Source organism: Halomonas sp. SpR8 (assembly GCF_031010195.1).
In the GTDB taxonomy this organism is placed as follows: domain Bacteria; phylum Pseudomonadota; class Gammaproteobacteria; order Pseudomonadales; family Halomonadaceae; genus Vreelandella.
In genome coordinates, this window is record NZ_JAUAMC010000002.1 from 498,549 (window position 1) to 524,726 (window position 26,178).

The window sequence follows — 26,178 nt, forward strand, 5'->3', positions numbered from 1 at the left end:
TTGTTGGAGACGTCATGGAATTTTCCGTTCAGACTGCTAACCCAGCTAAAACCGAAACGGCCTGCTTGTTGGTGCCAGTTTTTAAAGCTGGCGACCTTCTGCCCACCGTTGCCAAACTGGACGACGCCAGCGAGCGACTGATCGGCCAACTGCTGGAGCGTGGCGACTTTGACGCGGCGCTGGGTAACGTGCAGATGGTCCCCTTTGCACCTGGCCTGGGTGCCGAGCGCATCTTACTCGTTGGCCTGGGCGAGCGCGAAAAATGTCAGGAAGCCGCCTTTATCAAAGCGCTAGACGCCGCCATGACCGCCCTTGTGAAGCTGCCGGTTGATGAGGCCAGCAGTGTGCTTAGCGATGTGCCCCTGGCTGATCGCGACCCGGCCTGGAAAGCGCGCAAGGTGATGGAAGCCGCAGAGCGGGCCATTTATCGCTTTGATCAGTTCAAGTCGACTCCTGCACCGGCTCCCAGCCTTGCCAAGCTGACGTTAATCGTTAGCGATGCCGACGCCGTTTCGCAAGTGAAGCAGGGTGCATTAGTGGGCAACGCCATTGGCCAGGGCATCAACTACACCCGTACCCTGGGTAACCTGCCCGGTAACGTATGCACGCCCAGCTACCTGGCCGAACAGGCTCAGCAGTTGGGCCGTGACTCACAAGGCGCGCTCGAGGTCGATATTCTTGATGAAGAAGCGCTGGAAGCCCTGGGTGCAGGCTCGCTGCTCTCTGTAGGTCGTGGCAGCAAAGAGCCGACACGCCTGATCGTGATGAAGTACCAGGGTGCTGAAAATGCCGACGAAGCCCCCCATGTATTGGTAGGCAAAGGCATCACCTTTGATACCGGCGGCATTTCGCTAAAGCCCGGCGAAGGCATGGACGAAATGAAATTCGATATGTGCGGCGCTGCCAGCGTGTTCGGCACCGTGAAAGCCGTGCTGGCGATCAAACCCAAGCTCAATCTGGTGTTTATTGTTGCCGCTGCGGAAAACATGCCCGACGGCCATGCCACCAAGCCCGGCGATATCATCAAAACCCTTAAAGGGTTGACCGTCGAAGTGCTTAATACCGACGCGGAAGGCCGTTTAGTGCTGTGCGATGCGCTGACTTACGCCGAGCGCTTTACCCCGGCAAGCGTGGTCGACATTGCCACCCTCACTGGCGCGGTCATTATTGGCCTGGGCCACCACGCCACCGGCCTGCTCTCCAACGACGACGACCTAGCGCTGGATCTGCTGGATGCGGGCGAAGCCGCTTGGGATCGCGCTTGGCACCTGCCGCTATGGGACGAGTACCAGGAGCAGTTGGAGTCCAACTTTGCTGATCTGGCTAATATTGGCGGTCGCCCGGCGGGCACCATTACCGCCGCATGCTTCCTGTCGCGTTTTGCCGATCACTTCCCCTGGGCGCATCTGGATATTGCCGGTACTGCTTGGCACTCCGGCAAGCAGAAAGGCGCCACCGGCCGCCCGGTCGGGCTATTAACCCAGTACTTACTCGACCGTGAAGCCGACGCCCAAGTAGAAAATAGCGACGTCTAGCAACACAATCAAGCAATCAACGGTTGCCTTTATTTGATGCAACCGTTACACCTAAACACATTAGCGTGTGCCTTATTTCAAGGCACATGTTACGTCCACTTTAACGCTTATATTACGACGCCTATATTTGCCCTTCAGGGCTTGGATCAAGTAGAGAGAACATGCCGTGCCCACTAACTTTGAGATTTTGCCATCCAACCAGCCGATAGCCGATGAGATCCGTGACAACATTCTCAAAAACCCCGGCTTTGGCAAACACTTTACCGATCACATGGCCCATGTGCGCTGGACCGTTGACGCCGACTGGCACGGCCATCAGGTGCGCCCCTACGGCCCGCTAACTCTCGACCCGGCTGCTTCTGTACTGCATTACGGCCAGGAGATTTTTGAGGGCATCAAAGCTTATCGCCACGCCGACGGCTCAATCTGGACGTTCCGCCCCGAGAAAAACGCCGAGCGTTTTCGCCGTAGCGCCCGACGCCTGGCGCTGCCGGAGCTTTCCGATGATGATTTCATCGGCTCTCTGAAAGCGCTATTGGCTCAGGACCATAGCTGGGTGCCAACGCCCGCCAGCGCTTCTGACGAGTGCAGCCTCTATCTGCGCCCGTTTATGATCGCTTCAGAAGCCTTCTTAGGCGTTCGCCCCGCCCACGAGGTCGACTACTACGTGATCGCCTCCCCCGCCGCGGCGTATTTTAAAGGTGGTATCGCGCCGGTTTCCATCTGGCTCTCTTCGAACTTTAAGCGTGCAGCTCCCGGCGGCACTGGCTTTGCCAAGTGTGGCGGCAACTACGCTGCCTCATTAGCGGCACAGAAAGAGGCCGAAGCCCACCAGTGTGGCCAAGTAGCATTTCTCGACGCTGCCGAAAACAAGTGGGTCGAAGAGCTGGGCGGTATGAACCTGTTCTTCGTCTTCAAAGACGGCCGTTTGGTGACACCACGCCTGACCGACACCATTTTGGAAGGCGTAACACGCAACTCTGTACTGACCCTAGCCAAAGATGAAGGCTTAACGCCGGAAGAGCGTCCGATTAGCATTGATGAGTGGCGGGAAGGCGCGGCCTCTGGTGAGATCACTGAGATATTTGCCTGCGGTACCGCCGCGGTCATCACCCCGGTGGGCGAGCTGGTCACCGAGAACGAGCGTATCAAGCTAGCTGCCGGTGGCAATAATGAGATTGCCATGCGCATTCGCACCAAGCTGCTCGACCTGCAGTACGGCCGCAGTGAAGATAAATACGGCTGGCTCACCCAGCTGGTTTAAGCCGGTTTAACACCAGCGCTTAAGACCTCATCGCCGCCGCAGCTTTTGCGGCGGTGCTGTTTCTGGAACCGACTTACCTGGAACCGCCATGGCGCGCATTGATTTCTATATTTTGCCCGACACTACGCTAGAGGCGCGTTTGCAGTTTGCCTGCAAACTCGCCGAAACCATCTGGCGTAAAGGCTACCGCCTGCACCTGCACTGCGAGGATAAAGCCCTCGCCGAACAAGCGGATGACACGCTGTGGAATTTCCGCCCGGACGCCTACCTGCCCCACGCCTTGGAAGATAGCGAAATGGCCACCAGCGTGCCGATCACGCTAGGCTGGCAGCAGTTGCCAGTACCCACCGAAGAGACCGCGCTGCTTAACCTGCACCCCGATATTCCCGAAGGTGTAGAGCTCTACGCCCGGATCGCCGAGATCATTAACCAGCACCAACAAGTGCTGGTCGCCAAACGCGCCTGCTGGCAACGTTATAAAGAGCTCGGTCATGAAGTTGTGCCGCATAAGCTGGGGTAGGCACAATGCATCCAGCGCGGAGAGGCTTGACCAGACGCTGAAATTGATGCCTTTCTCCATCGCGAGCTGAAGCGAAGTAAGCCATGACGATAATTGAACTTCTTGAGATGGTCGCACGCGGCGAAGACAGCCGCCATCAGTTCAAACGCGATGCCACCAACGCGGATAGCCTTGCCGCTGAGATGGCCGCCTTTGCCAACAGTGGCGGCGGGTGGCTGCTTCTGGGCGTGAATGATGACGGCTCGATTGCGGGACTGGATGGCGCGGCTGTTCGGCGGTTGAACCAGTTGCTGGGCAACGCCGCTTCTCAGCATGTGCGCCCACCAGTGCATCCATTGACCGAGAATGTACAGACAGAACAGGGCATTGTAATAGTAATGGAAGTGCCCGATGGATTGGCCAAACCTTATCTCGATAATCAAGGTCGCATTTGGGTCAAGCAGAGTTCAGACAAGCGACACGTGACCTCCCGCGAAGAGTTGCAGCGCATGTTCCAGCGCTCCGGGCTGGTTTACGCTGATGTAGTACCGGTAGCGGATACCTCGGTGGAGGATATCGATGACAAGGCGTTTACTGCCTATTTCAATCGTCGCTATGGCGAGAGCAGCGAGTTCTCTGGCCTGACCCAAGAGCAGTTACTGCAGAACTTGGGCCTAGCCGATGGGCAGGAGTTGAATCTGACGGGGCTGATGCTTTTTGGTCGCAATCCTCAGCGCTGGCGTCCGGCCTTTGAAGTGAAGGCAGTGGCCTTCCCCGGCACCGCGCTGCACGATACTCGCTACCTGGATAGCGAAGATATCAAGGGCACCTTACTGGAGCAGTTCCGTGGCGCTTTTGCCTTTATCAAGCGCAATTTGCACCATGTGCAGCACGGGCGTAGTTTCAACACCCTGGGCGAGTTGGAGATTCCCGAAACGGCGCTGGAAGAGTTGCTGGTCAATGCCTTGATTCACCGAGATTACTTCACCAGCGCTTCCGTCCGCTTGATGGTCTTTGCCGATCGTGTGGAGATTGTCAGCCCTGGCCACCTGCCAGATAGCCTGAGCGCTGAGGACATTCGCCGGGGACAAACCATTCGCCGCAACCCCACGCTCACGGAGCATGCGTCCCATATCCTGCCCTACCGCGGTATGGGCAGTGGCATTCCACGAGCGCTTGAGGCATGGCCTCAGATTGACTTGCTTAATGACCCTTCAGGCAATCAATTCAGTGCAATCGCTTGGCGGCCAGAGGCGGAGTGGACGGACGATACCCCACCAGTCACCGGGGAAGTCACCGGGGAAGTCACCGGGGAAGTGACCGGGGAAGTGACACGACTTCTCTCGGTCTTGCAAGGCGAAATGAAGCGCTCAGATATACAGGCAGCGCTTGGGTTGAAGCATGAAGACCACTTTCGTGAATCCTATCTGCGTCCGGCCTTAGAGATCGGCGCTATTGAAATGACAATTCCCGACAAGCCACGCAGCAGCCGTCAGAAGTACCGTCTGACAGCAGCCGGGCAGAAATGGGTAGCCAATCAAGGAAGACAACATTGATATGGGCAAACCAACCTTAAAAGAGGGAAGACTGGTTAAGGCCAATGCCCTGAGCATTGATTGATTCGATCCGTCAAGGTGCCAGCGAAGGCGAGCCAACCGTGACTCCCCTCGGCAGCGTGAGTTCTGCGCTGAGCGTGCCGTCTGGAGCGGTGGCCGCTAACCAACTTCAGCAACGCATCCAGTCAATCCTGTTCAAGCATACCAACATCTCGACGAAGCCCGAGAAGATCATCAGCCACAAACACGTGACCCCGCACTTGGCGGGATCATCAACAAAAGCAGGCAATCGCTGTTAGTACGTCTTCGCCTTAGCCTCCCTGTTGCTGCTGTTGCATTTGCTGTTGCATCTGTTGCATTTGCTGTTGCATTTGCTCCTGCTGCTGAGCCACGGCCTCATCCAGTTGATCGCGCTGTTCCTGAGTGAAAACGCCTTCAATCTGAGACTGTATGATAATGCTATCAGCGGTCATCTCGGCCGTTAGGTCACCAAGACGCTCTGCGTCCGCCCGAATAGCAGCTTCGTCGTAATCAGGCTTAACGTGCTCACTGAGCTGCTGTTGCAACTGCTGGGCTTCCTGCTCATTGGCACCGATGTCATCTTGCATCTGGGTCAAAAGGTTGCTGAGTTCCTCCTTCTGCCCGTCATCCAGATCCACCATTTCGTCGAGTTGGTTAACCTGATCATCTACACTGGGAGCACCCATTTGCTGAGCCATAGCGGGCACACTGAACACTAGGGCGGCAACTGCCGGAACGAAAAGTTTAGCTACCTGCATTAAAGACTCCAATTGCGTACAAAATAAATTTTCTCCCCGGCAAAATCCTGGCGGGTCTTGCGGTACTCTCGGACTCCGACAATGCTGTTTTCAAAAAATTCGTCGTAACGACAAATTGTTGATTACCATAAGTGGGGCCTTGCCGGTCCATTTGCACTTATGGAGACGTCAACGTGTTCACGCGCTACCCGCTTGTTACGATCGTCATAGCCCAACTATTCGGCACCTCACTATGGTTTAGCGTAAATGGCGTTGGCTTGGCGCTGCAGGATGCGGTAGGCCTTAGCGAAAGCGATTTAGGGCTGCTCACCATCGCCGTTCAGGCCGGGTTTATTACTGGCACGCTGGCGATTGCCACCACCGGCCTTGCGGATCGCATTCGCGCCAGTCACCTATTTGCAGTGTCCGCCGTTCTCGGCGCGCTGATTAACGCCGCTTTTATCGGCGTGGCCGAGAGCGTAACGCTCGCTGCTATGGCGCGCTTTGCGACCGGGCTCTGTCTGGCGGGTATCTATCCGCTGGGTATGAAACTGGTGGTGAGCTGGACACCCAGCCATGCAGGCGCCGCGCTGGGCTGGCTGGTGGGCATGTTGACGCTGGGCATTGCCTCGCCGCACCTGCTACGCGGTTTAACGTTGAACCTTCCCTGGCAGTGGCCATTGCTGCTGGCATCGCTGTTGGCGCTGGTTGCGGCGCTGATGATTTATAGACTGGGCGTTGGCCCGCACTTACCGGCCACCGCCAAAAGCGGGCGCCCCTGGGCAGGGGTAGTGGCGTTCAAACAGCCGCGCTTTCGGGCCGCCGCCCTGGGCTACTTCGGTCACTGCTGGGAGCTTTACGCCCTATGGGCGCTGGTGCCGTTTCTGGTCGCCAGGGAGCTGGAGCGCTTGGGCACTTCCAATACTGCGCAACCGTGGCTCAGCTTTGCGGTGATTGCGCTGGGCTTACCGGGCTGCGTACTCGCCGGCAGGTGGAGTCGCCATATTGGCAGCGACCGGGTGGCTTGCGTTGCCTTGGCAACCTCTGGCGCGCTCTGTTTGGTTTATCCCCTTTTGGGCAGCGCCTCGCCCTGGCTGCTGCTGGCGCTTCTGGGCTTATGGGGCGTTAGCGTGATTGCTGATTCCGCGCAGTTTTCGGCGCTGGCCAGCGCCACGGCTCCCGCTGATCGTCTAGGCGCGGCGCTGGCGATGATGAACGCGATTGGCTTTGGGTTAACCATTCCCTCCATCGCGCTGGTCACCGCACTGTGGTCGAGCCAATCGCTGGCGGTGATTTGGTGGCTGCTACCAGGGCCCATTCTCGGGCTAATCGCCATGCGCGGATTTTCTGCACATCCCGTAACGGTCGTTAATCGGGGGTGAGTAGCACCTGACGCCCCCCACCCTCTCGCGTTATACTCGCGTCCATTAGCTGTGCACTTATTCATTTACGCACTTATGCACATTTCTCGCCAGCCGTGAGCCAACTCTCCATGGAAAAGACCTACCAACCCGAACAGATCGAAACCCGCTGGTACGAGCGCTGGGAAGCCGACAACCGTTTTGCCCCCTCCGGCCAGGGCGCGCCTTTTTCGATCATGATTCCACCGCCCAATGTGACCGGCAGCCTGCACATGGGCCATGCGTTCCAGGACACCATTATGGATACCCTGACGCGCTGGAAGCGGATGCAGGGGAATAACACCTTGTGGCAGGTAGGCACCGACCACGCCGGTATCGCCACGCAAATGCTGGTGGAGCGTAAAATCGCCGCTGAAGAGGGCAAAACCCGCCACGATCTCGGCCGTGATGCGTTTATCGATAAGGTCTGGGAGTGGAAGCAGGAATCCGGCGGCCATATTACCCGCCAGCTACGCCGTATGGGCGCCAGCGTCGACTGGAGCCGCGAACGCTTCACTATGGACGATGGCTTCTATAAAGCCGTGCAGGAAGTGTTTGTGCGCCTGCACGAAGAGAAGCTGATCTACCGTGGCAAGCGCTTGGTCAACTGGGATCCTACCCTGCACACCGCCATTTCCGACCTGGAAGTGGAGAACAAAGAGCAGCAGGGCAGCTTCTGGCACTTCCGCTACCCGCTGGCCGATGGCGTTAAAACCGCCGACGGCAAGAATTACCTTGTCGTGGCCACCACCCGCCCGGAAACCCTGCTGGGTGATACCGGCGTGGCGGTGAATCCAGATGATGAGCGCTACACCTCCCTGGTCGGTAAATTTATCGAGCTGCCGTTGGTTGGTCGCCGTATTCCGGTGGTCGCCGACGAACACGCCGATATGGAGAAAGGCTCGGGCTGCGTCAAGATCACCCCTGCGCATGACTTCAACGACTACGAAGTCGGCAAGCGCCAGAATCATCTGCTGATCAATGTATTCTCCAAGGACGCGACCATCCTTGAACAAGCCGAGATCTTCGATCTAAAAGGTCAGCCCCAACCAGACGAAGACGCCAGCCTACCCGCCAAGTACGCAGGGCTTGACCGCTTTGAAGCGCGCAAGCTGATCGTCGCCGATATGGATGCCCTGGGCCTGCTGGAGCAGGTCGAAGCCGTTAACAACACCCTGCCGCTGGGGGATCGTTCCGGTGATGTCATTGAGCCCTTGCTCACCGACCAGTGGTTTGTGGCCGTGGAATCGCTCGCCAAGCCCGCCATTGAAGCGGTGGAAAATGGCGACATTCAGTTCGTCCCCAAAAACTACGAAAACATGTACTTTGCCTGGATGCGCGACCTGCAGGATTGGTGTATCTCCCGCCAGCTGTGGTGGGGCCACCGCATTCCAGCGTGGTACGACGCCGAAGGCAATGTCTACGTTGCCCGTACGGAAGAAGAAGCCCGCGAGAAGTATGAGCTGGGTGTCGATGTTGAGCTGACTCAAGACGAAGACGTCCTCGACACATGGTTCAGCTCGGGCCTGTGGACGTTTGGCACTCTTGGCTGGCCCGAAGAAACGCCGGAACTTGAGACTTTCCACCCTTCCAGCGTGCTGGTGACCGGCTTTGACATCATTTTCTTCTGGGTCGCCCGGATGATCATGATGACCCTGAAGTTCACCAAGCAGGTACCGTTCAAAACGGTTTATGTGCACGGCTTGGTGCGCGACGGTCAGGGTCAGAAAATGTCCAAATCCAAGGGCAACGTGCTGGATCCCATCGACCTGATTGACGGCATCACGCTGGATGAGCTGCTCGAAAAGCGCACCGGCAATATGATGCAGCCAAAACAGGCCAAGGCGATTGCCAAAGCCACCAAAGACGAATTTAAAGACGGCATTGAAGCCCACGGCACCGATGCACTGCGCTTTACCTTCCTCTCCCAAGCCACCACCGGGCGCGATATCAAATTTGATATGAATCGGCTGGATGGCTACCGCAACTTCTGCAACAAGCTGTGGAACGCCTCACGCTACGTGCTGATGAACGCAGAAGGCGAAGACTGTGGTACCGACGGCAGCGAGGTAGAACTGTCACTGGCCGACCGCTGGATTATTTCCCAACTGCAAAAAACCGAGGCCCAGGTCACCAAGGCACTGGACGAGTATCGCTTCGACCACGCTTCCCAGGCGCTGTACGAATTCGTCTGGAATGAGTACTGCGACTGGTACCTGGAACTTTCCAAGCCTGTATTGTGGGAGGATGACGTACAGGGAAGTACTAATGCCGCGGGAGACAGGACGTCGGGAGCGGCGGAGCTTGCGAAACGCAAACGAGGCACCCGCCGCACGCTGGTACGCGTACTCGAAGCCATTCTGCGCCTTGCTCACCCGATGATGCCCTATATCACCGAAGAGATCTGGCAGCGCGTATCGCCGCTGGCAGGAGTGTATATGGGTGACGATGCGTCGATCATGCTGCAAGCCTGGCCTGAAGTCGACGAGAGCAAAATCGATGATCAGGCCAGTCTGGACATCGAGTGGCTGAAAGGCGTCATCATCGCCGTGCGTAACATCCGCGCCGAGATGAACATCGCCCCCGGCAAACCGCTGGACGTGCTACTCACCAAAGGCAAGCCCGAAGACGCCGAGCGGCTGGAGAGCAACCGCCGCTTCCTTTCCAAACTCGCCAAGCTGGAAAGCGTGACCTGGCTTGAAAACCCGGATGATGCCCCGCTCTCGGCAACACAGTTGGTAGGCGATATGGAAGTGCTGGTGCCGATGGCAGATCTGATCGACAAAGGCGCCGAAATCGCTCGCCTCAGCAAAGAGATCGAGAAGCAGGACAAGCTGATCGGCGGCATCGAGAAGAAACTTGGCAACGACGGCTTTATCGCCAAAGCCCCTGTCGCCGTGGTAGATAAAGAGCGCGGCAAGTTGGCCGAATTCCAGGCCGCCAAAAAACTGTTGGAAGAGCAACGGGCTAAAATCTCAGCGCTGTAAGCCACGCGGCGCCAGGCAGCTCTGACTGCATGGCGCTCGTGCTACCTTGCCCGGCGACCCGATAGCGCCTATAACTGGGACATGGACTCGCCCAGCACAAACATCGTTTCGGCCCGACACCCCCTGGCGGTGTTGCGTTTTCTTGGCCTGGTACTATTGGGCAGTGTCGTCGGGGGCGTGGCGGCGCTGGTCGCCGTTGGTTTCGTCAATGCGGTGGTATGGCTCAACGACCTATTGTTGATCTCCCCCCGCGGCCAGATGATGGCGGCCAACACCACGCTGGTGATCCTGGCCACACTGCTGGTACCAACCCTTGGGGGGCTGCTCGTTGGCCAACTGCACCGTGGCCTTCCCGGGGGCCGCCCCCATACCCCTGCCGACGCCATCGCGGCTGTCCAGACCCGCCGGGGTCGCCTGCCTGCCAAGGCGGGCGCGCTCTCGGGGTTAAGCAGCCTGGTGTCGTTGGGTGCCGGCGCCTCGGTGGGTCAGTACGGCCCGCTGGTACATCTCGGCGCGACGCTCGGCTCGCTGATCACTCGCTTGCTGCACCTGGGACGCTCAGAAGACAATATTACCATCGCTTGCGGGGTGGCTGCTGCCATTGCGGCAGCCTTCAATGCGCCACTGGCAGGCATTGTCTTCGCCCACGAAGTCGTGCTGCGCCACTATGCCCTACGCGCCTTCGCGCCAGTGGCGGCCGCCGCCATCGTCGGCTATGTGTTGGCCACCCAGTTGCTGGATCAAGGGGCGCTGTTCCATATCACTGAGCCTGGCGTGCCCCAACCCTGGGAGTTCGCCCTTTTCCTGGTCTTGGGTGGCCTGGGCGCCTTGGTGGCGGGTGCCTATATGCATGCCATTCTTGCCATGGGGCAGCTAGCTAAGCGGCTACCGCTGCCCGCCAGTCTGCATCCCGCGTTAGCCGGGGCCTTGCTCGGCCTCACCGCCCTGTGGGTACCCGATATTCTGGGCATGGGCCAGGAAACTCTGCGCTTCGCCACCTTGCCCGGTGCCTACGGCGGCGGCGAGCTGCTGATGGTACTGCTACTCAAACTGGCCGCGACGGCTTTGTGCCTGGGGCTGGGCTTCGCCGGTGGTGTCTTCAGCCCAGCGTTGGTGATCGGCACTCTTTTCGGCGCATTGATGGGTACCCTGGTCGCCGAGCTGGGCGGCGGCCAGGAGACGTTCATCTTCTATGCCGTGTGCGGCATGGTCGCGGTCACTGCGCCGGTACTCGGCGCGCCTCTCACCACCCTGCTGATCGTCTTCGAACTTACCGGCAGCTATGCCTTGACCACCGCCGCCCTGGCCAGCGTCACGCTTGCCAATCCGCTGGCCGCCCAGCTGTTCGGCCGCTCGCTGTTCGATATTCAATTGGCCCGCCGTGGCCTGGACCTCTCCGCTGGCCGCAGTCGCGCCGTACTCCAGGAGACGCGTTTGACTGATTTAATAAGCCACGATGCCGTCACCCTGGCCCCCGCGACCCCACTGGACGCGGCTATCTGGTGCCTGAGCACAGCGGGCCATGGCGAAGCTTACCTGGTGGACGACCGAGGGCGTTACCAAGGCTGCGTGACATTGGCGAGCCTGGAGACCCTCCGCGCAGGCAGCGAGGCGACAACCCTGGCCGACTGTCCAGAGACGCCTCGCCCCGTGCTGGACCCTCACTCATCACTTTGGGAGGCAATACATCAGTTAGAGAAGGTCACCGGCGAGGCCATTGCCGTCGTGGATAACGAACGGCGCTTCTTGGGAGTGGCCTATGAGTCGAGCATTGCTCGAGCCTTCTTGCATCACAGCGACGCCCTGCGACGGGAGGAACACGGTGCTGGCTAGACGATTGATCCCGGGACTTCTGGCCGGGCTGCTCGCCCTGGCACCCCCCATCAGCGCGGAAGTGCCCGACGCCGCTGACTCGCTGACGGTACTGAGCTGGGGCGGTGCCTACGAGCAAGCCCAGCGCCGCGCCCTTTTCACCCCTTTCACCGACGCCCACGACGTATCGGTGGCGGTTGACAGCTATAACGGCGGCCTGAAGGAACTGCGCCAGGCCGTGGCGGAGAACGACGTCCCCTGGGACGTCATCGATATGACCCGCAGCGAGGCCATGGCGGCCTGCGAGGAGGGGCTATTGGAGCCGCTGCCCCCCGAACTGGCCGCCCCCGCGCCGGACGGCACTACGGCATCCCAGGATTTCTTTTCTGGCGCCCTGGGGCGCTGTTTTATCAGCCATTCTATCTTTGCCACCGTCGTGGCCTATCGCCGTGATGCCTTTCCCGGGGAGCGTCCTACGCGTATCGCCGACCTCTTCGATCAACAGCGTTTCCCCGGCCCACGAGCCTTACAGCGCACCCCGGCCGCTAATCTGGAGTGGGCGCTGCTCTCCTACCAGGTGCCCCGGGAAGAGCTCTACCGTCTGCTCAGCACACGCCGCGGCCTGAACCTGGCCTTCTCCCGGCTGCAAAGCATCGACAATATCCACTGGTGGGAGTCAGGCGACACCCCAGTGCGCCTGCTCGAGGAGGGCGAGGTGGTCATGGCGTCCGGCTATAACGGTCGCTTCTTCGCGGCCATGGTGGAGCGCGACCTGCCCATCGAGATCCTCTGGGACGGCCAGCTCCAGGAACACGAAACCTGGGTGATACCCCGCGGCGCCCCGAACCCTGAGGCGGCCCGAACGTTTATCCGTTTCGCCACCACCAGCGAGCGCCAAGTGGCGCTGGCCCGGCATATTCCCTATGGCCCAGCGCGACGTTCTGCTTCGATGCAGGTCACTACCCACCGCGACACGGGCCTGGACATGCGCCTGCATATTCCCACCCACCCCATCAACGCCCAGGGGGCAGTGACCAAGGACGAGGCCTGGTATGCGCGTACCCAGGAGCGCGTCGAGGCCCTGTTTCATAAGGCCCTGACGGCACAGGAATGAAGCAGCTTTTCAACGACGACAAGGGGCTGTTGGCGTCTACCTATTCTCTATCGGACCATCAGGCTATGTGTTGCTATGTTACACATAGCAACACAAAAGGAGTTTGAAAATGAAAAGCGAAATGCTCAGTACACGCATTGATCATGATACAGAAGTTGCCTTCACTACTATCTGCGATAAGGTTGGTCTTAGTCATCAACCATGACGGCATACCTTTCGAGCTGAAAGCTCGACAGCCCAATGACCGCCATTGAAGAGCTCATCCAGGGTAAAGGGCACAAAGCCGCTTCGGTTGACATTATGGTGGGTGAATCAACCGAAGCCAACGTAAGCAATGTATAGCCTTGAATATTCAACGCAGCTCAAGAAAGACTTCAAAAAAGTCACCAAAATACCCATTGCTGACACTCTGGAAATCGGTGGAAGCGCCTGATAAAAAGTAACGCGTCGGATGTATCCGTAACAAAGAGCTTAAAGTGTATTTTCTGGCTTTGCAGCAGCGACCAACCGTTTGACCATTGGTTGCACCATAAGCGCGGAGCCAGCTCTCAGTGCTTCAATCGGCCCCGTGGGGGTATACCCATATGACGTATACACACTTACTGCAGCTTCATTGATTGTGGTTACCGCAAGTTCTATACGTTCACACCCTTTATTTAAAGCCCAGGTACTAATTTCACATAGAAGGGACTTGGCTATACCTCTTCCTCGTAGTGACGGGCAAACCCACATTTGGTAGATATGGGCGATTTTCGTATCAGGTTCATGCATGACGCCCCAGGCTAACCCAACCGCTCGGCCATCCAACTCAGCAATTAACGGCAGAGCAGAAAGACCTCTTAACTTCAGATCCAAGCGCGCTTGCCACTCAGCGTCTGAGAGCAATACTTCCTGCTCGTAAGTTGAGCCAAAAGAGTCAGGAGAATCCTCAAGAGAGCTCAACCGAACTGACTTATAAAACGACCAATCCTGCGGGGGTACTTCTCGGATATTAACGTCACTCATGCTCGTGTTTTTCCTGCATGATGATGAGGGGCACAGAGGCACTAAAGATCCTGCGCGAAACGCGCAACCATCTCTTCCTGTGACTCTGGAGAGCCGCTGCTACTTGTCTGCTCTTGAATCATCTGCCCCATCGTCGGCAATATGGATCGCCCGCGTCGGCTCTCATCGGCCCAAAGTTTGGAGCGCATAAAGGCTTTAGCGCAGTGAAGGTAAGCCTCCTCAACTGCCACCTCAATAACCACCTTTGGCGCTCGTTTCTCCGATGCAAAAAGCTGCAACTTCTCCGCATCTACTGAGACGTGTGCAGCACCGTTTACTCGCAGCGTCTCATCGACCCCAGGAATTAAAAACAGCAACCCAATCCGACCACTTTCAACGATATTCTTTAGCGAATCCAATCGGTTATTACCTGGGGAATCTGGAATCATCAGCGTAAGGTCATTAACCACCTTGACGAAGCCTGGCTCTCCACCACGTGGCGATGCATCAAAGCCTGATGCGTTTCCTGTGGCGATAACAACAAAGGGAGAAAGCTCGATAAATCGCTTACAGTGTCGGTCAAGACGCGACAACTGTTTCTTCAGCGCTCGCTCCTTTGGCTCAGGATATAGCTGATACAACTCTTCGATGGTGCGAATCATGATCTTCCTCGATACAAAAACTGCCGTCTCAATAATAATGAAACAGGCACCAGCTATTGCTAGCGCATTAATGACGATGACTGTTAACGATAAGCAGTCTCGAAAATGTCCGCTCTAACTAAACAAAATTTTCTTAACCACAACGCTAGCAGAAAATACTCCGAAGGTAATTAGCTTATTCGTTACACCTCATGCCAATTATGCAACGTTAGTGGACGATATTTCCGCGGCCTTACACCGCGCTCTAATCACATTTTCTTACCAAAGGTGTAAGGTTGGTACAACAACAGCCACTAAGTGGCATCGCTGATTCAGCAACGACACGGACGGCTCTATGCCAATACCAACTGAAGCGCGCTTGCAGGCGCTGGCAAGCGAATTAAAGCGGGCCGGGATTACCTACCAAACGCTTACGCCGATGGCGGATACCGGGCTGGCCCACGATCACGTCTGGGTTCATCGTAGCGATGGCGATGACTGGGTGGCGCGGTTGCCGAAGCAGAGCCAGATGAATTTGCCGCCGGAAGAGAACCTGGCCTATCAGACCGCCTGCTACCAGCGCTCTAGCCCTGGTGGGCACACGCCGAAACTTTATGACACCCTGCCACCCAGCGAGGCATTGCCCCGGGGCGCGCTGCTGGTCGAGGCTATCCGTGGCCGTTTGGCGCAACTACCCGACGACCTGCCCGCTATCGCAGATGCCTTGGCCAGCCTGCATCGCCAACCGCGACCTGGTGTTGCAGATCGCGCCCCGCTGCTTGCCCCTGAAAACCCGTGGCAAGCGATGGTGGATGAAGTGCGCCAGCAAGCTAACTGGCTAGGCGATGCGCAGCTTTCGCATAAAGTGACTCAGCGGATTAAGCAGGAGCTGGATTTACTTCCACCTCGCTTAAGCGATGCAACGCCTACCCTGATTAGCTTTGACACCCACCCTGGCAACTTTTTAATCCGCGACGATGGCCGCGCAGTGTTGGTAGATTTGGAGAAGTGCCGCTACGGCCTGCCGGGGATCGACCTCGCCCACACCAGCCTCTACACCTCGACCACCTGGGACGTAAACAGCCAGGCGGTGCTCTCGCTGAATGAGGTGATTCACTTTTATCGCCGCTGGCAAGCGGCCATGAGTGAATCACCCGACACCGACACCTTGGTCGCCTGCCGCCGCGCTACCTGGCTATGGTCATTGACCTGGTGTGCTAAATGGCGCGCCCAGCACTTAAACGCCAAAGATGCTCAGCAGCGGGGGGAAGACTGGTCGGCAGAACTCACCGACCCCGCCGTAATTGACCATGTACGCGACCGCGTTGAACACTACCTCTCGCTGCCGATTATTGATCATGTTCATAGCGAGCTTCAGTGCTTGCAAGCCTCGCTATAACGTTTGTGCTTCCTACAAAAGAGATATGTGATGCCCATTAACCACCGCCCTTTACGCCTCACTATTATCGCTACAGCAATGATGACCGCTGCCCTTCCTGCCATGGCCAACCCTGATCCGGACAACTGGCAGAGCGTCGTGGCACAAGCCGAAGGCCAAACCGTGTACTGGAATGCCTGGGGTGGCGAAGCCCGCACCAACGCCTACATCGACTGGGTGGCGCAACAGGTCGATGAGCGTTATGGCATCGAACTGGTGCACGTCAAACTCGGCGACACCTCGGAAGCCGTGTCACGCGTGCTGGCGGAAAAGCAGGCGGGCAACGACGATGCCGGCAGCGTGGATATGATCTGGATTAACGGCGAGAACTTTGCCGCCATGAAAGAAAACGACCTGCTGTTTGGTCCCTGGGCAGAGTCACTGCCCAACTACCCGCTCAGCGATCCGGACAACACCCCTGCCGTGCGCTACGACTGGACGATCCCGGTCGACGGGCTCGAGTCGCCCTGGAGCAGTTCCCAAGTGGTGTTTTACTACGATACGGCGCTGGTAGAGGAGCCCCCCAACAACATGCCGGAACTGCTGGAGTGGGCGGCGCAGAACCCCGGCGAATTTACTTACCCGCAGGTGCCCAACTTCCTGGGCAATGCGTTTATTACCCAGGCGCTATTGGAGTTGAGCGATAACACCGAGGTGTTCTACGCGCCGATGCAGGAAGAAGAGTTTGACGCAGCCACCGCGCCGCTTTGGGCGTACCTGGATGAACTGCACCCCCATCTATGGCGCTCTGGCCGGGCTTTCCCCTCTAACAGTGCCGATCTGCGCAGCTTGATGGGCGACAGCGAAATCAGCATTGCGCTGTCGTTCAGCACCACGGAGGCGTCCGGCGCTATCGCCAACTATGAGCTTCCCGATACGGTGCGCAGCTATGTCCACGACAGCGGCATGATCGGCAATATGAGCTTTATGGCGATTCCCTATAACGCCGAACACAAGGCGGGTGCCATGGTGGTGGCCAACTACCTGATGTCCCCCGAGGCTCAGGCGGAAAAACAGGACCCCGAGGTATGGGGCAGCAACACCGTGCTTTCTATGGAGCAGCTCTCTGCAGACGAGCGCGCCCTGTTCGACGATATTGATCTAGGCATCGCCACACTGCCGCCCAACGAGCTTGGGGAGGTGCTCGGCCAGCCCCACCCAAGTTGGGTCGATGCCCTGGCCGAAGCGTGGCAAAACCGCTACGTGAACTAGTCCATGCCGCTTCGCCTGGCCCCATGGATATTGATCAGCGTGCTGGTGGTGCCATTAGCGGCGGGGCTGCTGATGGTTATCCTCCCGGCGTTTGGCTACTTGCCGGTACTCGGCGGCGAGACGTTTCATTTTGACGCCTGGCAGGCGCTTTGGCAGCGCCCTGGGTTATACCGCTCCGTATTGTTGAGCTACGCAAGCGGACTGATCACCACCCTGGTGGCACTCTCCATCGTGGCACTGTTTCTGGCGGCCAGCCGAGGCACCTGGCTGGATCGCGGCATTCGGCGGCTGGTCTCGCCGCTGCTGGCAATACCCCATGCGGCAGTCGCCTTTGGCCTGGCCTTTCTGATCGCCCCTTCCGGGCTGTTCGTGCGCTGGATCTCCCCTGGGTTAACCGACTGGGAGCGCCCACCAGACGTCCTCATCGTCAACGACCCGTTGGGGCTTTCCCTAATGGCCGGGTTGGTGCTCAAAGAAGTGCCTTTTCTACTCTTGATGTGCTTGGCGGCGCTACCCCAGTTGGACCCGGAAAAGCGCGTCACCCTGGCGCGCTCGCTCGGCTACTCGGCGAACATCGCCTGGCTGAAAAGCGTCTTTCCGGTGCTGTATCCGTTGATTCGGCTGCCGGTCTATGCGGTGATTGCCTACGCCACCTCGGTGGTCGATATGGCCATGATTCTCGGCCCGACGTTGCCGCCCACGCTGAGCGTGTCGATTCTTGGCTGGTTCAACGACCCTGACCTGGATCACCGTTATATGGCCTCCGCCGGTGCGGTATTGCAGCTCGGCGTCACGCTTGCGGCACTCTTGACCTGGTGGCTTGGCGAGCAGTGCGTCAAGCGGGTCAGCCAAGGCTGGTTGGTCAATGGTGCACGCAACACGGGGACGATGGTGATTGCCGTTGGCGGCCGACTATTGCTGGCCACCACGACGCTGCTGGCCATCAGCGCGATTGGTGGGTTGATCATCTTTTCAGTCGCCGGTTTCTGGCGCTTTCCTGATGCCTTGCCCGGCACCTTCACCTTGGATCACTGGCAACGCATTTTGCCAAGTGTCACCACCCCGCTGCTGAATACGCTCAGCGTGGGGCTAGTCGCCACGCTGATGGCCGCGGTGATGGTGGTGGCAACCCTTGAGAATGCGGTACGCCATCATTTGCCAGTTAGCCGCTCCCAGTGGCTGCTGTATCTGCCGCTGATTGTTCCCCAGGTCGCCTTTCTGTTTGGCCTGGTGGTCGCCGCAGAAAGCATTAACGTTCGCCCCCAGATGGCGCTGGTGATTGCCGCCCACCTGCTGTTCGTGGCGCCTTATTTATACCTGTCTCTCTCGGAAGCCTATCGACGCCTGGACCCGCGCTGGGTGCAGGTTGCCCATTCGTTGGGTGCCTCACCCTGGCGGGCCTTCTGGCGGTTGCGCCTGCCGTTGCTGCTGGCACCCCTGCTTACCGCCTGCGCGGTCAGTTTGGCGGTGAGTATCGGCCAGTATTTACCCACGCTGTTGCTCGGCGGTGGGCGCGTCCCCACCATCACCACCGAAGCGGTGGCCATGGCATCGGGGGGCAATCGACGTCTCATCGCCGTCCTTGCACTGCTCCAGGCACTGCTTCCCTTTATCGGCTTTAGTCTGGCGCTATTGATACCGCGCCTGGCCTGGGCCAAACGTCGCCAGATGCGAGGTGTTGCATGACACTGAACCCAACGCTGCTCATCCAGCAGGTACAGATCACGCTGCATGGCGAAACGCTGCTGGCTATCGATCGAGCCATTGCGCCCGGGGAAGTGCTCACCGTCATGGGCCCTTCCGGGTCGGGTAAATCAACCCTGCTGGCCTACCTGGCGGGGTTTATGTCGCCCGCCTTCAAGGCCCAAGGGCAGCTCTACCTTGATAAACAGCGCCTGGACACCCTGCCTGCTGAAAAACGCGGTCTGGGGCTGTTATTTCAGGACCCACTGCTGTTTCCCCACTTGAGCGTGGGCGGCAATTTGCGCTTTGGCCTCCCCCAGCGCACGGCCAACAAACAGGCGCAGCTTGCCCAGGCGCTAGACCAAGTCGGGCTTTCCGGCTATGAGGACCGCGACCCGGCCACGCTTTCCGGCGGCCAGCAGGCGCGCGTGGCGTTGATGCGCCTGCTGCTCTCCCAGCCGCGCGCGGTGCTGCTCGACGAGCCGTTTTCCAAACTGGATACGGCACTACGCCAGGAAATGCGCTCGCTGGTATTCCGCCAGCTACGCGACGCGGGCCTCCCCGCGCTGCTGGTCACCCATGACCACGCGGATGCCAAGGCAGCGGGAGGGCCGGTGATTGAACTCGGTTGAAAGCTTTGTTGAAAACTCGGCTGAAAAGACGCCTCACCTCAGCATCGTGATACCGGTGCTCAACGAGGCAGCTGCCCTGGCGCACCATTTAACGGCACTGCCATCGTTGGGCAGCCAAGGCATCGAAATCATTGTGGTCGATGGCGGCAGCAGCGACGACAGCGTTCGCATCGCCACACCGCTGGCTGACCGCGTACTCAGTGGCCCTTCCGGGCGAGCACGGCAAATGAACCTGGGCGCGCAGCACGCCAGCGCCCCCGCGTTGCTATTCCTGCATGCCGATACCTACCTACCAGAGAATGCCGTTGAGCAGATAACCCAGGCGCTTGACCACCACGCCTGGGGGCACTTTGCTATCAAGCTCTCAGGCCGTAGCCGCTGGCTGCCTGTGGTGAGTTGGATGATGAACCGGCGTTCGCGGCTCACTGGCATCGCCACCGGCGACCAGGGCATCTTTGTGCGCGCCAGCGCCTTCAGAGCAGTCGGTGGTTTCCCCGAACAGCCGTTGATGGAAGATATCGAGCTTTGCAAACGGCTCAAACGGGTATCGCGCCCCGCCTGCCTGACGGCGAAAGTGATAAGCTCGGGCAGGCGCTGGGATCAATGCGGCGCTTGGCAAACCATTCGCCTGATGTGGCGACTGCGCTATCGCTACTGGCGCGGCGTTAGCGCCACCCAACTGGCCAAGGAGTATCGCGATGCCCGCTGACACGCCCCACCTGCACCTGCTGGCCAAAGCGCCGCTGACGGGGCAGGCGAAAACGCGCCTGACGCCGTTACTGGGGGCAGAGGGTGCCGCCAACGCCCACGCGGAGCTGGTACGCCACTGCGTGGCCAATGCCTGCCATGCGCTGCCTGCGGGCCACATCACGCTCTGGTCAGCACTCGATCACACTCACCCATTGTTTGGCGAGCTGCACGAGCAGTTTGGTGTGATGCTCGCCCCCCAGCCTGAAGGCAATTTGGGAGACCGCATTCGTCACGCGCTGAACAGCGCTTGCGGCCCCGCCATGGTGATGGGCAGCGACTGCCCGAGCATCACCAGCGACCTAATCACGACCTGCGCGCAGCAGCTCACTACCCATGACGTAGTCATGCTTCCTGCCGAGGACGGCGGCTATGGGCTGATTGGCACCCACCGCGACTATCCGGGGCTGTTTGAGCTGATTCCCTGGGGAAGCGACAGGGTGCTTAGCGCGACCCGGCAACGTATTGAAACACTCGGCCTTCACGCCAGTTACCCCGCCACCGTATGGGACGTTGACCGACCGCAAGATTGGCAACGCTGGCAAACCATCAAGTCCTCGGTGTAAGGAAACACGCTGCACGCCCACTGATCCCTACCCTGACATGTTTTCGCTGGAGATGACCGTGACCCGACAACGTTTACTGATGGCAGCGCTACTCATCCTGGCCATCGGCGCTTTTTTCCTAAGCGGCGCCCACCAGTGGTTTACCCTTGACACCCTCAAAGCCTACCAGAGCGACTTTCAGACGGCGTTCAATCAATCCCCCTGGCAGGTAGCGGGTCTCTTTTTCGCCGTGTATGTGGTGATGACCGCGCTATCGCTCCCCGGGGCGACGCTGCTAACGCTGTTGGGTGGCACGCTTTTCGGGCTGGGCTGGGGGTTATTGATCATCTCCTTTGCCAGCACAATGGGCGCCACGCTAGCCTTTTTACTCTCGCGCTTTCTCTTTCGTAGCCCAATTGAAAAGCGTTTCCCGCGCCAGTTTGCCTCCGTCAATCGCGGTGTCGAACGCGACGGTGCCCTCTATCTGTTCACCCTGCGGTTAGTCCCGGCGTTTCCCTTCTTCATGATCAACCTGGTGATGGGCCTGACGCGGATTAAAACCACCACCTTCTATTGGGTGAGCCAAGTCGCCATGCTTCCCGGTACCGCCATTTACGTCAATGCCGGCGGGCAACTGGGCGAGCTTGAAAGCCTCGGCGGAATCATTTCACCGACGCTGCTGGCGTCATTTGCGCTACTGGCGATTTTCCCCTGGATCGCCCGGCGCATTGTGCTGCTGGTACAGAAGCGCAAGGCCTACAAAGGCTTTACCCGGCCAGCGCGCTTTGACTACGACATTGTCGTCATTGGCGGCGGCTCCGCCGGGCTGGTGACCAGCTATATCGCCAGCGCCGTCAACGCCAAGGTGGCATTGGTCGAAAAGCACAAGATGGGCGGCGACTGCCTGAATACCGGCTGCGTACCGTCCAAGGCATTGATACGCGCCGCCCGCGCCGCGCATGAGATTCGCACCGCACCACGCTTCGGCGTAACGGCAAGCGAACCAGCGATCGACTTCGCCAAGGTCATGGGACATGTACATCAGGCGATTCGCGATATCGAGCCCCATGACAGCGTCGAGCGCTATACCCAACTTGGCGTTGAGGTGTATCAGGACCACGCCACCCTGACCTCACCCTGGGAGGTTCAGGTAGGCGAAAAAACCCTTACCGCCCGCCATATCGTACTGGCCACCGGCGCCCGCCCCAAGGTGCCGTCGCTGCCGGGTATTGAGCACGCGCCCGTGCTCACCTCTGAAAACCTGTGGTCACTGACAGAATTACCCAAGCGGCTGGTGGTACTCGGCGGCGGTGCGATTGGCTGTGAGCTTAGCCAGAGCTTTGCCCGTCTGGGCAGCCAGGTCACGCTGGTGGAAGGCATGCCTCAATTGCTGGGGCGGGAGGATCAGGAGGTCGGCGAGGCCGTCGAAAACACCCTGGCAAGCGAGGGTGTCACGGTGATGACCGACAGCAAAGCACTGGAAGTTATCAGCGACGCGTCAGGCTATCAGTTGGCCGTGGAGCATCAGGGGGAGCGCTCGGTAATGGCCTTCGACTATCTACTGGTGAGTGTCGGCCGCCAAGCCAATATCGAAGGGCTAGGCCTTGAAGCGCTAGGGGTATCCACAACCCCCACCGGCATGCTGGAGCTTAACGAGCGACTGCAAACCCGACTGCCCAATATCTGGGCCTGCGGTGACCTCGCCGGGCCCTACCAGTTGACCCACGCGGCTGCTCACCAGGCCTGGCATGCGGCGGTTAACGCGCTGTTCGGCGAGCTGAAAAGCTTTGCCGTCGATTATCGGTACATGCCCGCGGTCACCTACGTCCAGCCGGAAGTCGCCCGGGTCGGCCTGAACGAGAAGGAAGCCAGGGAGAAACATATCGCCTTCGAGGTAACCCGCTACGCCATGGCAGACAGTGACCGCGCCATTGCCGAAAGCGCCACCGAGGGGTTTATCAAGGTGCTCACCGTGCCGGGCAGGGACAAGATTCTCGGGGCGACCATCGTGGCGGAGAATGCTGGCGAATGGCTGGGTGAATTCACCATCGCCATGAAACACGGCCTGGGCCTCAACAAACTACTCGGCACCATTCACCCTTACCCCACGCTCGGGGAAGCCGCCAAGGCTACCGCTGGCGTATGGAAGAACGCCCACAAACCCGAACGGGTACTGGCGTTACTCAAGCGCTACTTCAACTGGCGGCGCGGCGAGTCATAGCGGCCACTCCCAGGGTGGCATCTATTTATTTGGGCTATCTGTCGTTGAATAGGCTTTCACAAACGTCTCCATCACCTCTAGAGCGACCTTACGTTGCTCGGTAGGCAAGCGGCGATATAGCGCTAATAAGCGTCGCTCTTCGTTGCTGGAAGAAATATCCCAAACGGCCGACGGCTCCTTGATGGACGGCTGTGCAACGCCACCAAAGCGTAATTGGTGAGGATCAATTGACAGCCAGTGTGCCAATACCTGAAGTTTTTCCTGGCTGGGAATGGAATCGCCGCGCAGCCAGCGTCTGACCGCCTGATACGTAATCGGCTTTCCCCAGTAGCGCAGATTGAATTCACGCTCCAGAACAGAGGAGCGTACATCGTACCCGGCTGTTTTCATGGCGTTTTTTAATCGCTCGGCGAACATCTGTTTTTCATTCATGCCGCCAATGTGAAGCGATTGTTCAATAATAGTTGAATAACGGTTCACCTTTTGATTGAATCATTAATTCAATTTCGATTTTTCGCTTAGCAGTTCCGGGCGAGTGGCTATGCTAAACGCTGAAGCGCGGCGCTTGAGGAGTCATTCATGATGAGTGGCACACTATCTCCATCGGGGCAAAATCTCGACAACCTGTGCCAAAAGCTGGCGCTACTATGTGGCTCGGCAACGCCTCTGGAGCTTTTTGAATTGCTGGCTAAAACGCTCCACGCGCTTACCCAGGGTCAACCAGTGGCAATATATCGCCGCTTAAGCACAGACGATCTCCGGTTGGCATACTGTTACCCGCTGGAAAGTACGCTGGCCTCCCATCACGATCTGCTCACCATTCGCTGTTACGACGACCTCGCTGCTTCAGACCTGCAACTTTATGAGCTAAAGGGCGAACATGAGGTGTGGGGGTATATTGGTCATCCACTTGCGGTTCACGCTGGGCCTGGCGAGTGGATCCAGCTACTCGTCGACATTGCATCCCAGCGTTTACGCCTGTTAAAAGCAGAGCGCATGGCCGCTCGCCAATCAGGTTTAAAGTCTCGCCGCAGACTGCTCTCCCGGGATATTAAACGACTCACCTCCATCGACGATATTTTGCAGCATCATGGCGCCAGCTGGTGCGATATTTTTCAGGCCGAAGGCATAGCGCTGGCTTATCAGGGCGATCTCCACTGCTTTGGCGAATGCCCCTCCAAGCTCCGGCTACTGCATCAATTACAGCAGTTGAACCAGCAGAACGCCCATGACGAAATTGCCGAGCTGGTTGGCAGTTGCCAAGGCGGCTTGGCTGCCCCTCTTAGTGTCGCGAATGCCTCTCTAGGCTGGTTGATACTGTTTCGCCAGCAGCCGCTTCTCCCTGTGCTAGTGGCTGATACAAAGTTTAAAGACGCCTTAAGCTATTGGATGCCTCTGGAAGCTTCCATGATCATAGAGCTGGCTGACGATATAGCAGTGGCCATAACAGCCCAGGAGGTCGTTCACCTCAATCGTCAGTTAACCAAGACAAATCAACGCCTTGAGGGTCTAGCCCATACCGATCCCCTAACAAAATGCTGGAACCGCTACTATACCGAGCTGGTGATCGAGGATTTGATCGATTCGTCCGTCAGTTTCGCCATGTTGATGTTTGATATTGACGATTTTAAAAATATTAACGACACCTATGGCCATGCAATCGGGGATGATATCTTGTGTAATATAGCGCAGTTAGTGCAGGAGACGCTGAGAGCTAATGACCACCTTGGTCGCTGGGGAGGCGAAGAGTTCGTCATCATATCCAAGGAGCTTGACCAAGACGCCAGCTTGAAGCTGGCTAACCGGCTCTGCCGCAGCGTGGAGCAACACACCTTTCCCATCGCCGGCCATTTAACGGTTAGTATCGGACTGACCCTATTACAGCCCGGCGACCAGCCTCGCCAGCTATTTGAACGGGCGGATCAAGGCATGTATCTGGCCAAAATGGCGGGTAAAAACCAAGTCTTTGTCTGCTAAACACTCAGTGTCTCTTTCTAAAGGCGATGCCCATGCAGCAATTATTACTGATTGGTGCGGGCCATGCCCACGCCTTGGTACTCGAAGCCTTTGCCCAACAGCCTGCTTCAGACATTTCAATTACCGTGGTGAGCGATAGCCCCTTAGCAGCTTACTCTGGCAGCATACCCGCTTGGCTAGCGGGAGAGTGTGCGCTGCGCGATACACAGATCGACGTGGCGGCGTTAAGCCAACGGGCCAACGCCCGATTAATACTTTCCCCAGCAAGTAGCATCAATACCCAGGCGCGTTACGTAGCGCTGGCGAACGGACTGCGCGTTAATTTTGACGTGGCCTCCTTCAATATCGGCTCGACCCTGACGCCTCCCAAACAGCTTGGAGAGAGCCTCCCCAAGCTACTCGCCATGCGCCCATTAAGCAGTTTGCACCAACGTTGGCAGGCGCTGCAGCACGACGTTAGCCACTTACCCAGCGATGGCGCCCAACGGGTCGTGGGCGTTGGCGGGGGCGCTGCGGGCTGTGAAACCCTGATGAGCGTGCTGGCTCAACTGCGCCAACAGCACCCGGATATTAACTGGCAGGGGCATCTGCTCAGCGCCGCGAAGGAACTGCTGCCGGATGCCGGGCGCTTACCACGCTGGCTTACAAAGCGTGCGCTATCAAAAGCAGGTATTACCGTTCACTGTGAGCAACGCGGCGAAACACTGGTCGAAGACGGTATAACAACCCAGGACGGTAAACGCATCGATGCAAATATCGTGCTGTGGGCAACGGGGGCTGTCGGCCACTCTTGGCTGGCGGGCACTGCGCTGCCGCTGGATCAGCACGGTTTTATCCGCGTAGACAACACGTTGGAGGTCACCGGTCAGCCGAATATTTTCGCCGCTGGCGACTGTGCTGCATTTACCCCTGCGCTACCCAACGCAGGTGTATATGCAGTGCGTATGGGCCCCCACTTAGCGGACAACCTACGTCGAGCCTGCCATGGTGAGCCCCTAGCCCCCTGGCAGCCACCAAAGCGCGTATTGGCACTGATCGGCACCGGTGGCGGCCGCGCCATTGCCAGTCGCGGCGCCATGGGCTTTTCCGGCAGGTGGGTGTGGCAATGGAAAAGGCGGATTGATGCGCGCTTTATCGCCCGCTTCAATCCGCCTTTTGAGGGATGACTGGCTA

The 26,178-nt window shown here is 58.4% G+C and carries 22 protein-coding genes; 18 read left to right on the forward strand and 4 right to left on the reverse strand.

The annotated features are described in order from the left end of the window. The first annotated feature begins 14 nt into the window (after nt 1–14). From QT230_RS05635 to QT230_RS05650, 4 genes are all read left to right on the forward strand, one after another. Entirely contained in the window at nt 15–1,535 is a 1,521-nt protein-coding gene (locus tag QT230_RS05635) for a leucyl aminopeptidase (RefSeq protein WP_308320603.1), read from the forward strand. A 166-nt stretch (nt 1,536–1,701) separates the two neighbouring features. Next, nucleotides 1,702–2,799 carry a branched-chain amino acid aminotransferase gene (locus tag QT230_RS05640; protein ID WP_308320604.1) on the forward strand — a complete coding sequence of 366 codons (1,098 nt, stop codon included), beginning with the start codon at nt 1,702–1,704 and terminating at the stop codon, nt 2,797–2,799. Between the two features lie 88 nt (nt 2,800–2,887). After that, entirely contained in the window at nt 2,888–3,319 is a 432-nt protein-coding gene (locus QT230_RS05645) for a DNA polymerase III subunit chi (protein ID WP_308320605.1), read from the forward strand. A gap of 83 nt (nt 3,320–3,402) precedes the next feature. After that, on the forward strand, nt 3,403–4,854 hold the full coding sequence (locus QT230_RS05650; RefSeq protein WP_308320606.1) for a Fic family protein: 1,452 nt from the start codon (nt 3,403–3,405) through the stop codon (nt 4,852–4,854). Nucleotides 4,855–5,165: 311 nt separating this feature from the next. On the opposite strand, the gene QT230_RS05655 is transcribed toward QT230_RS05650, so the two are convergent. Beyond that, nucleotides 5,166–5,633: a Spy/CpxP family protein refolding chaperone gene (locus QT230_RS05655; protein ID WP_308320607.1), complete on the reverse strand. Its 468-nt coding sequence runs from the start codon at nt 5,631–5,633 to the stop codon at nt 5,166–5,168. 173 nt (nt 5,634–5,806) lie between these two features. On the opposite strand from QT230_RS05655, the gene QT230_RS05660 reads away from it, so the two are divergent. From QT230_RS05660 to QT230_RS20850, 5 genes are all read left to right on the forward strand, one after another. Beyond that, nucleotides 5,807–6,994 (forward strand): MFS transporter, encoded by a 1,188-nt coding sequence (locus QT230_RS05660; protein ID WP_308320608.1) that lies wholly within the window; start codon nt 5,807–5,809, stop codon nt 6,992–6,994. A gap of 110 nt (nt 6,995–7,104) precedes the next feature. After that, nucleotides 7,105–9,999, forward strand: a complete 2,895-nt coding sequence (locus QT230_RS05665) for a valine--tRNA ligase (protein ID WP_308320609.1) — start codon at nt 7,105–7,107, stop codon at nt 9,997–9,999. An 81-nt stretch (nt 10,000–10,080) separates the two neighbouring features. Continuing rightward, the gene (locus QT230_RS05670; RefSeq protein ID WP_308320610.1) at nt 10,081–11,832 is read left to right on the forward strand and encodes a chloride channel protein; all 1,752 of its coding nucleotides are present in this window, start codon (nt 10,081–10,083) and stop codon (nt 11,830–11,832) included. Continuing rightward, nucleotides 11,822–12,925, forward strand: coding sequence for an extracellular solute-binding protein (locus tag QT230_RS05675; RefSeq protein ID WP_308320611.1), 1,104 nt, complete (start codon nt 11,822–11,824; stop codon nt 12,923–12,925). The genes QT230_RS05670 and QT230_RS05675 overlap by 11 nt, the downstream gene beginning before the upstream one ends. A gap of 121 nt (nt 12,926–13,046) precedes the next feature. Then, the gene (locus tag QT230_RS20850; protein WP_374694444.1) at nt 13,047–13,130 is read left to right on the forward strand and encodes a type II toxin-antitoxin system RelB/DinJ family antitoxin; all 84 of its coding nucleotides are present in this window, start codon (nt 13,047–13,049) and stop codon (nt 13,128–13,130) included. Between the two features lie 266 nt (nt 13,131–13,396). On the opposite strand, the gene QT230_RS05680 is transcribed toward QT230_RS20850, so the two are convergent. Then, nucleotides 13,397–13,930: a GNAT family N-acetyltransferase gene (locus QT230_RS05680; protein WP_308320612.1), complete on the reverse strand. Its 534-nt coding sequence runs from the start codon at nt 13,928–13,930 to the stop codon at nt 13,397–13,399. Nucleotides 13,931–13,971: 41 nt separating this feature from the next. Then, a complete protein-coding gene (locus QT230_RS05685; RefSeq protein ID WP_308320613.1) occupies nt 13,972–14,571 on the reverse strand; it encodes a pyridoxamine 5'-phosphate oxidase family protein in 600 nt (199 codons plus the stop codon). A gap of 334 nt (nt 14,572–14,905) precedes the next feature. Here QT230_RS05685 and QT230_RS05690 point away from each other — a divergent pair, with 334 nt between their 5' ends. Genes QT230_RS05690 through QT230_RS05720 form a run of 7 tightly spaced genes read left to right on the forward strand, consistent with a single transcriptional unit; the run spans nt 14,906 to nt 23,028 of the window. Then, nucleotides 14,906–15,949: an aminoglycoside phosphotransferase family protein gene (locus tag QT230_RS05690; protein WP_308320614.1), complete on the forward strand. Its 1,044-nt coding sequence runs from the start codon at nt 14,906–14,908 to the stop codon at nt 15,947–15,949. 30 nt (nt 15,950–15,979) lie between these two features. Then, nucleotides 15,980–17,200: an ABC transporter substrate-binding protein gene (locus tag QT230_RS05695; protein ID WP_308320615.1), complete on the forward strand. Its 1,221-nt coding sequence runs from the start codon at nt 15,980–15,982 to the stop codon at nt 17,198–17,200. A gap of 3 nt (nt 17,201–17,203) precedes the next feature. Then, nucleotides 17,204–18,886: an ABC transporter permease subunit gene (locus tag QT230_RS05700; protein WP_308320616.1), complete on the forward strand. Its 1,683-nt coding sequence runs from the start codon at nt 17,204–17,206 to the stop codon at nt 18,884–18,886. Continuing rightward, nucleotides 18,883–19,515: an ATP-binding cassette domain-containing protein gene (locus QT230_RS05705; protein WP_308320617.1), complete on the forward strand. Its 633-nt coding sequence runs from the start codon at nt 18,883–18,885 to the stop codon at nt 19,513–19,515. The genes QT230_RS05700 and QT230_RS05705 overlap by 4 nt, the downstream gene beginning before the upstream one ends. Continuing rightward, nucleotides 19,502–20,224: a TIGR04283 family arsenosugar biosynthesis glycosyltransferase gene (locus QT230_RS05710; RefSeq protein WP_308320618.1), complete on the forward strand. Its 723-nt coding sequence runs from the start codon at nt 19,502–19,504 to the stop codon at nt 20,222–20,224. Before QT230_RS05705 ends, QT230_RS05710 begins: the two co-directional genes overlap by 14 nt. Next, the gene (locus tag QT230_RS05715; protein ID WP_308320619.1) at nt 20,214–20,828 is read left to right on the forward strand and encodes a TIGR04282 family arsenosugar biosynthesis glycosyltransferase; all 615 of its coding nucleotides are present in this window, start codon (nt 20,214–20,216) and stop codon (nt 20,826–20,828) included. Before QT230_RS05710 ends, QT230_RS05715 begins: the two co-directional genes overlap by 11 nt. Nucleotides 20,829–20,886: 58 nt before the next feature. Continuing rightward, nucleotides 20,887–23,028 carry an FAD-dependent oxidoreductase gene (locus tag QT230_RS05720; RefSeq protein WP_308320620.1) on the forward strand — a complete coding sequence of 714 codons (2,142 nt, stop codon included), beginning with the start codon at nt 20,887–20,889 and terminating at the stop codon, nt 23,026–23,028. A gap of 21 nt (nt 23,029–23,049) precedes the next feature. Here the strand turns inward: QT230_RS05720 and QT230_RS05725 are convergent, their stop codons facing one another. Then, nucleotides 23,050–23,508, reverse strand: coding sequence for a transcriptional regulator (locus QT230_RS05725; protein WP_308320621.1), 459 nt, complete (start codon nt 23,506–23,508; stop codon nt 23,050–23,052). Nucleotides 23,509–23,607: 99 nt separating this feature from the next. Here QT230_RS05725 and QT230_RS05730 point away from each other — a divergent pair, with 99 nt between their 5' ends. Together QT230_RS05730 and QT230_RS05735 are read left to right on the forward strand one after the other, a co-directional pair. Next, on the forward strand, nt 23,608–25,005 hold the full coding sequence (locus QT230_RS05730; RefSeq protein ID WP_308320622.1) for a GGDEF domain-containing protein: 1,398 nt from the start codon (nt 23,608–23,610) through the stop codon (nt 25,003–25,005). A gap of 26 nt (nt 25,006–25,031) precedes the next feature. Further along, nucleotides 25,032–26,171, forward strand: a complete 1,140-nt coding sequence (locus QT230_RS05735; RefSeq protein ID WP_308320623.1) for an FAD-dependent oxidoreductase — start codon at nt 25,032–25,034, stop codon at nt 26,169–26,171. Nucleotides 26,172–26,178 lie beyond the last annotated feature (7 nt).